The sequence below is a fragment of the Streptomyces sp. AF1A genome (assembly GCF_047340315.1).
Lineage (GTDB): Bacteria > Actinomycetota > Actinomycetes > Streptomycetales > Streptomycetaceae > Streptomyces.
Genome location: NZ_JBLEBI010000255.1, coordinates 1 through 7,326, shown reverse-complemented (window position 1 = coordinate 7,326; position 7,326 = coordinate 1). Strand labels below are relative to the sequence as shown.

Below are 7,326 nucleotides of genomic sequence, written 5' to 3'. Positions count from 1 at the left end.
GTCCGGGGTGCGGACGGGGCCCTCCGTGGCGTGGCGACGCGGGGATCAGTGGTGGCCGTGGCCGCTCGTGATCTCCTTGTACTCGTCGACGGTCGGCTTCGGGATCTGGTTGTCCTCGCCGTAGTAGGCGTTGGACAGCTTCACCCGGAGCCTCTCGCCGGACTTCACCTTGCGCTCGACACCGTTCTCGTCGACCGTCGGGCCGATCTCGGCCGGCTGGTACTGCTCGTGCGCGGTGAGGGTGTGCAGCTGCTCCTGGCTGAGCGGCTCGTGCACCTCGATGAACTCGCCGTGCGGCAGGCGCTTGATGATGCCGGTCTCGCGGCCGTGCAGCACCTTCTCGCGGTCGCGGCGCTGCAGGCCGAGGCAGATCCGCTTGGTGACGAGGAACGCGATGACCGGGCCGACGAAGAACCCGATCCGGACGAACCAGGTGACCGCGTTGATCGACAGGTGGAAGTGCGTGGCCCACAGGTCGTTGCCGCCGCCGACCAGCAGAAGCAGGTACAGCGTCATCCACGCGGCACCGAGGGCGGTGCGGGTCGGAGCGTTGCGCGGGCGGTCCAGGATGTGGTGCTCGCGGTTGTCGCCGGTGACCCATGCCTCGATGAACGGGTAGACCCCGATCGCCGCCAGGACCAGCGGGAAGATGACCAGCGGGATGAACACGCCCAGGACGAGCGTGTGACCCAAGAAGTTGATCTCCCAGCCCGGCATGAAGCGGATCAGGCCCTCGGAGAAGCCCATGTACCAGTCGGGCTGGGCGCCGGTGGACACCTGGTCCGGACGGTAGGGGCCGATGGCCCAGATCGGGTTGATCTGCGCGACGGCCGCGATGACCGCGATGACGCCGAAGACCAGGAAGAAGAAGCCTCCGGCCTTGGCCGTGTAGACCGGCAGCAGCGGCATGCCGACGACGTTGTTGTTGCTCTTGCCGGGACCCGCGAACTGCGTGTGCTTGTGGTAGAAGACCAGGATCAGGTGGCCGACCAGCAGGCCGAGCATGATGCCCGGCAGCAGCAGGATGTGGATCGAGTAGAACCGGGCGACGAAGTCGTGGCCGGGGAACTGCCCGCCGAAGAGGAAGAACGACAGGTACGTGCCGACGATCGGCACCGACAGGATCGCGCCCTCCATGAAGCGGACACCGGTGCCGGAGAGCAGGTCGTCCGGGAGCGAGTAACCGGTGAAGCCGGTGAACAGGCCGAGGACGAACAGCAGGAAGCCGAACAGCCAGTTGACCTCACGCGGCTTGCGGAACGCGCCGGTGAAGAACACGCGCATCATGTGCACGAACATGCCGGCGATGAAGATCAGCGCGGCCCAGTGGTGGATCTGCCGCATCAGCAGACCACCGCGCACGTCGAAGGAGATGTGCAGGGTCGAGTTGAACGCCTCGGACATCAGCTGTCCCTGGAGCGGGACGTACGAGCCGTGGTACTCCACCTCGTTCATCGACGGGTGGAAGAACAGCGTCAGATAGACACCCGTCAGGATGATGATGATGAAGCTGTAGAGGCAGACCTCGCCCAACATGAACGACCAGTGGTCGGGGAAGATCTTGCGCATGTTGGACTTGGCCAGGGAGTAGATCCCGAGCCGGCCGTCGGCCCAGTCGGCGATACGCTCGCCGGCCGGCGCCTTCCCGCGAGAGCGGGGCGTTTCGTTCGCTGCAGTACTCATCCGCGCTCCCAGAATGCAGGACCGACGGGCTCCTCGAAGTCGCCGAGCGCCTGGAGGTAACCCTCACTGTCCACGCCGATGCGCAGCTGCGGCAGGGCGTGGCCGGCGGGGCCGAAGATCACTCGGGCACCGTCGGAGAGGTCGAAGGTGGACTGGTGGCACGGGCACAGCACGTGGTGCGTCTGCTGCTCGTACAGGGAGATCGGGCAGCCGACGTGGGTGCAGATCTTGGAGAAGGCGACGATGCCCTCGTGCGACCAGTCGAGCTCGCGCTTGTCCTTGATGTTGCCCGGCTGCAGCCGGACGATCATCAGGGCCGCCTTGGCGATCTCCGTCTGGAACTCCTCGTCCGTCTCCTCCAGGCCGTCCGGCTTGGCGAAGGTGAGGGAGCCGACGGCGACGTCCTCGGGACGCAGCGGCTGGTTGGTGTTCATGTTGACCAGGCGCTTGCCCTTGGCCCACAGGGTGTGCCGGAGCGAGGTGCCGGGCAGCGGGCCGAGGTCGCGCAGCAGCATGAGGCCGGAGAGCGGCACCAGGGCCAGCGCGCCGAACATCGTGTTGCGGATCAGCTTGCGGCGGCCGAGAGCCGACTCCTTCGCGCCCTGGCGGAAGTCGTCGTGGACCTTCGCGCGGACCTCGGGGGCGGCCTCGATCGGGTGGCGCTGGTCGGTGATCTCGACGTCGGACATCAGGGTGCGGGCCCAGTGGACCGCGCCCGCGCCGATGCAGAACAGCGCCGTGCCGAGGGTCAGGCCCAGCGCGAAGTTCAGCGCGCTGAGGTGCCCGATCGGGAACACGAAGATGCTCTTGTCGTGCGGGATCGTCACGTACGAGGCGATGAAGCCGATGGTGGCCAGCATCGACACCGTGAACAGCAGGGCGACGGTGCGCTCGGACCGCTTGGCGGCCCGCTCGTCGATGTCCTGGATGCGGTGCTCGTGGGGCGGCAGCCCCGGGTCGGCGAACGGGTTCTCCTCGTCCGCGATCCCCACCGCGCCGTGCGCGTGGTCCTGCTCTGCGGGCAGGTTCTCTTCTGGAATGTCTTGGCTACTCATGACTTCTTGGCCTTTGCGGTCCGAGCGGCGACCCAGACGGCGACGGCGATCATCGCGCCGAGGCCGAAGATCCAGGCGAACAGACCCTCACTGACCGGCCCGAGGCCGCCCAGCTCCAGACCGCCCGGGTTCGTCGTCTGGCTGCTGTCGACCGCGTGCAGGTACGCGATGATGTCCTTCTTGTTCTTCGAGGACAGCGTGGTGTCGGGGAAGGACGGCATGTTCTGCGGGCCCGTCAGCATGGCCTCGTAGATGTGCTTCGGGGCGACGCCCTCCAGCGTGGGCGCGTACTTGCCCTCGGTGAGGGCACCGCCCTTGCCGGTGAAGTTGTGGCACTGCGCGCAGTTGGTGCGGAACAGCTCGCCACCCTTGGCGATGTCCGCGCCGTCCGGGCTGTACTGGTCCTTCGTGGGCACGTTCGGGCCGGCGCCCAGCGACGCGATGTACGCGGCGAGCTGGTCGATCTGGGCCTGCGTGTACGAGGGCTTCTTGCGCGGGACCTGGGCGCCCTGCGAGGTCGCGGCCGGCATACGGCCGGTGCCGACCTGGAAGTCGACCGCCGCGGCGCCCACGCCGACGAGGCTCGGCCCGTCGGAGGAGCCCTGGCCACCGGTGCCGTGGCAGCTGGCGCAGCCGACCTCGTAGAGCTTCTTGCCCTCCTGGATGGTCAGGGACTGGGCGGAATCATCGGCCTGCGCCTTGCCCGCGGGTGCGAACGCGGCGTACAGCCCCCCAGTGGCCGCCAGCGCGAGGAGTAGGACGACGACCGCCGCCAGCGGATGGCGTCGTCGTGCGGAGAGCTTTTTCACGGATTACCCCGGTGTCAGGATCTTCTGCGTCGGTGCTTCTGGATGTGCGGGAGCCGGTCCCGCTACTTGATCAGGTAGATCGTGGCGAAGAGGCCGATCCAGACCACATCGACGAAGTGCCAGTAGTAGGACACGACAATGGCGGCGGTCGCCTGCTCGTGGGTGAACCTCTTGGCCATGTACGTACGGCCGAGGACCAGCAGGAAGGCGATGAGACCGCCCGTCACGTGCAGGCCGTGGAAGCCGGTGGTCAGGTAGAACACCGAGCCGTACGGGTCGGAGGACAGCGAGATGCCCTCGTCCCTCACCAGCGAGGTGTACTCGTAGATCTGACCGCCGATGAAGATCGCACCCATGATGAAGGTGAGGATGAACCAGCCACGGAGCTTCTTCACATCGCCCCGCTCGGCCGCGAACACGCCGAGCTGGCAGGTGAGCGAGGAGAGCACCAGGATCGTGGTGTTCGTCGCGGAGAAGGGCACATTGAGCGCGTCGGCCATGTGCTTCCAGTGAGCCGGTCCGGTGACCGACCGAAGGGTGAAGTACATCGCGAAGAGGGCCGCGAAGAACATCAGCTCGGAACTCAGCCAGATGATGGTTCCGACGCTGGTGAGGTTCGGCCGGTTGACCGACGGGTGCGCGTGCCCGGTTTCTACTGTCGTTGCTGTCGCCACGACCGACATTATGTCGGTCGCTTATCCCGCCCTCACTCCGGGGGGTGCCGTTCGGAGTGTTGCTGCCTTCCGAACCGGTGCTGACGTGGTGTTCAGGGGAGTAGCATCCGGCCGAACGGCCCCGCCCGTCCTGTCCGTACGACGCCGACGTCCCGGAGGAACAATGCAGCCGACCGCCACGGTGCTGGTCTACAGCGACGACTCCAACACCCGCGAGCAAGTACGGCTGGCCGCCGGGCGCCGGCCCGCTCCCGACGTGCCCCTGGTGGAGTTCGTGGAGTGCGCGACTCCCGGTGCGGTGCTGCGCGAACTGGACAAGGGGGGCATCGACGTGTGCGTCCTGGACGGCGAGGCCGTGCCCATGGGGGGCATGGGGGTGTGCCGGCAGATCAAGGACGAGGTGTTCAACTGCCCGCCGGTGCTGCTGCTCATCGGGCGGCCCCAGGACGCATGGCTGGCCACGTGGAGCCGCGCCGACGCGGCCGTGACGCTCCCGGTCGACCCGGTGGAGTTCGCCGCCTCCCTGGCCTCTCTGCTGCGCCGCAAGAGGCTGCTGAGCGCATAGCGGGCCGGGGCGCGGGGTCCCTGCGCGGCTGCCGGCCCGTACCGGCCCGCCGCGCGCCTCCCCGTGCCCCCGAGCCGCGCTCACACCGCCGTCGGCTGCAGTCGTACCGCGTCCGGGGAAGACTGGGCGTTCTGGGCGTCGTTCGTCAACGCGCTGCCCTCGCGCCACTTCTTCCAGTCGACGTTCCAGTCACCGAAGCCGTTGCCGAAGGGCTCCATCTGGTGGCCGCCCGAGTTGACGACGCTCACGATGTCGCCCGGGTGGATGTGGTTGTAGAACCACTCCGCGTTGGCCGTGCTCATCCCGGTGCAGCCGTGGCTGACGTTGGCGGAGCCCTGGGAGCCGACGGACCAGGGGGCGGCGTGGACGTACTCCCCCGACCAGGTCACCCGGGTGGCGTAGTAGACCGGCAGGTCGTAGGAGTCCGACGTGCCCTCGGAGATGCCGACGGTGACCCCGCGCATCCGCACGTAGTACTGCTTCTCCAGGACGACCTTGATGCCGTTGCGGGTGTCCCAGCCGGGCTTGCCGGTGGTGATCGGGATCACGTTGATCGACTTGCCGTTCAGGTAGTACGTCAGCTGGTGCGTCGCGGCGTCCGTGACGGCCTCGATCCGGTCCCCCGTGGTGATCTTCAGCGCCTTGGACGCGCCGCCCCACAGCCGGTCGCTGATCCGGACCCCGTCCAGGTTGCTGTGCGCCGTGATGGTGGCGTGGGCGGGCCAGTACTCCTTGGGCCGGTAGTGCAGCTCCTTGTCGCTCACCCAGTACCAGGAGCCCTGCACGGCCGGCACCGAGTCCACCCGCAGGCCGCGCTCCACGATGGCCCGCTGGGCCTTGTCCTTGACCGGCTGGTCGAGTTGGGCGGTGATGGGCTGCCCGACCCCGTACTGGCCCGCGTCCGGCCCGAACTTGACGGCCAGTCGCTTCTGGGCGGTCGGCTTGCTGGTGTCGAAGGCGAGGACCTTGCGGCCGGGCGCCCCGTCGTCGTCCTCGACGCTCACCGTGACCGTGTAGTGGGCGTTGGCGGCCAGCGGGGAGGTGCTGTGCCAGCGGCTGCCGTCGGCGGCGAGTTCGCCCGTCACATAGCGCCCTGTGGAGTCCCGGGCGGTGACGTCGGTGATGCGCCCCTCGTCCTTGACGGCGACTTCCAGGGGCTTGTCCGGGTCGGCCCGCTTTCCCGCCTCGGTGGGGCCGTTGAAGGAGATCATGTCCGCTGCGTCGTACGGCGTGGCGGACGTGGGGTCGCCGTCCGAACCGCAGGCGGTGACGGCCGCGCCGAGGGCGGTCACGAGCAGCGCACAGCTCACGACGGTGCGGGTCCGCGGAATGTGGTTCATACGATCACGCTATGAGATGGAGACCGTACCGGCGCGGTACGTAACTCGTACGAGGGAACGACACTCCCGCAAACGAAGGACACCGCCCCCTACCGCCGGGAAAGCCGGGAGCCCGGACCCTCCGTGACGAAGGGTCCGGGCTCCCGGTGCGCTCGCGCGCCGTTACTGGGTCACTGGGTCACTGGGTGCGGTTCTCACCGTGGTAGTACTCGAACACCCAGCCGAACAGGCCCAGCGCGATGATCGGGGCGGCGAAGTAGATCAGCCACCAGCCGACCGCGATGCTCAGGAAGGCGATCGCGCCGCCGGCCCCGAGCATGAGCGGCTGCCAGCTGTGCGGGCTGAAGAAGCCCAGCTCGCCCGCGTCGTCCGCGACGTCGGCCTCCTTGTTGTCCTGCGCACCCGCGTCGACCCGCCGGGCGGTGAAGCCCAGGTAGAAGCCGACCATGATGGACAGGCCGAAGGCCAGGAAGAGCGCCGTGGTACCGGCCGGCTCCTTCGACCACACGCCGTACACGGCGGCCATGATCAGGAAGAAGAGGCTCAGCCAGAGGAACAACCGGCCCTGGATCTTCACTTGCCGGCCTCCTTGCTGCCCGCGACGGCGGCGGTGCCATGACCGGCGTACTCGAGCTGCTCGAGCGCGACGATCTCGGGGTGGTGCAGGTCGAACGCCGGGGATTCACTGCGGATCCGCGGCAGGGTGAGGAAGTTGTGGCGGGGCGGCGGGCAGGAGGTCGCCCACTCCAGGGAGCGGCCGTAGCCCCACGGGTCGTCCACGTCGACCGGCTTGCCGTACTTGGCCGTCTTCCACACGTTGTAGAGGAACGGCAGGATCGACAGGCCGAGCAGGAAGGAGCTGATGGTCGACACCGTGTTCAGGGCGGTGAAGCCGTCGGCCGCCAGGTAGTCGGCGTAGCGTCGCGGCATGCCCTCGGCACCGAGCCAGTGCTGGACCAGGAAGGTGCCGTGGAAGCCGATGAACAGCGTCCAGAAGGTGATCTTGCCGAGGCGCTCGTCCAGCATCTTGCCGGTCATCTTGGGCCACCAGAAGTGGAAGCCCGCGAACATCGCGAACACGACCGTGCCGAAGACCACGTAGTGGAAGTGCGCCACCACGAAGTACGAGTCGGAGACGTGGAAGTCCATCGGGGGCGACGCCAGGATGACACCGGTCAGACCACCGAACGTGAAGGTGAT

The 7,326-nt window shown here is 67.9% G+C and carries 8 protein-coding genes; 1 reads left to right on the top strand and 7 read right to left on the bottom strand.

Translation table 11 applies throughout. The features are described from left to right. Nucleotides 1-45: 45 nt before the first annotated feature. From ACLU3S_RS34645 to ACLU3S_RS34630, 4 genes are all read right to left on the bottom strand, one after another. On the bottom strand, nucleotides 46-1,683 hold the full coding sequence (locus ACLU3S_RS34645; protein ID WP_413955945.1) for a cytochrome b: 1,638 nt from the start codon (nucleotides 1,681-1,683) through the stop codon (nucleotides 46-48). Continuing rightward, complete coding sequence (locus ACLU3S_RS34640; protein WP_413955944.1) at nucleotides 1,680-2,738, bottom strand: Rieske 2Fe-2S domain-containing protein; 1,059 nt, start codon at nucleotides 2,736-2,738, stop codon at nucleotides 1,680-1,682. Before ACLU3S_RS34640 ends, ACLU3S_RS34645 begins: the two co-directional genes overlap by 4 nt. Then, complete coding sequence (locus ACLU3S_RS34635; RefSeq protein WP_413955943.1) at nucleotides 2,735-3,547, bottom strand: c-type cytochrome; 813 nt, start codon at nucleotides 3,545-3,547, stop codon at nucleotides 2,735-2,737. Before ACLU3S_RS34635 ends, ACLU3S_RS34640 begins: the two co-directional genes overlap by 4 nt. Nucleotides 3,548-3,609: 62 nt before the next feature. Next, nucleotides 3,610-4,230, bottom strand: a complete 621-nt coding sequence (locus ACLU3S_RS34630; protein WP_351203789.1) for a heme-copper oxidase subunit III — start codon at nucleotides 4,228-4,230, stop codon at nucleotides 3,610-3,612. A gap of 154 nt (nucleotides 4,231-4,384) precedes the next feature. Between ACLU3S_RS34630 and ACLU3S_RS34625 the strand changes: the two genes are divergently transcribed. Next, nucleotides 4,385-4,786, top strand: a complete 402-nt coding sequence (locus ACLU3S_RS34625) for a hypothetical protein (RefSeq protein WP_413955942.1) — start codon at nucleotides 4,385-4,387, stop codon at nucleotides 4,784-4,786. Between the two features lie 80 nt (nucleotides 4,787-4,866). Here ACLU3S_RS34625 and ACLU3S_RS34620 read toward each other — a convergent pair whose 3' ends face one another. The 3 genes from ACLU3S_RS34620 to ACLU3S_RS34610 all read right to left on the bottom strand — a co-directional run. Then, complete coding sequence (locus tag ACLU3S_RS34620; protein WP_413955941.1) at nucleotides 4,867-6,126, bottom strand: Ig-like domain-containing protein; 1,260 nt, start codon at nucleotides 6,124-6,126, stop codon at nucleotides 4,867-4,869. A 178-nt stretch (nucleotides 6,127-6,304) separates the two neighbouring features. After that, a complete protein-coding gene (locus ACLU3S_RS34615; RefSeq protein WP_413955940.1) occupies nucleotides 6,305-6,703 on the bottom strand; it encodes a cytochrome c oxidase subunit 4 in 399 nt (132 codons plus the stop codon). Next, nucleotides 6,700-7,326 (bottom strand): cytochrome c oxidase subunit I (locus ACLU3S_RS34610; RefSeq protein WP_413955939.1); only part of this gene is annotated, 627 nt, incomplete at its 5' end. The genes ACLU3S_RS34615 and ACLU3S_RS34610, both read right to left, overlap by 4 nt.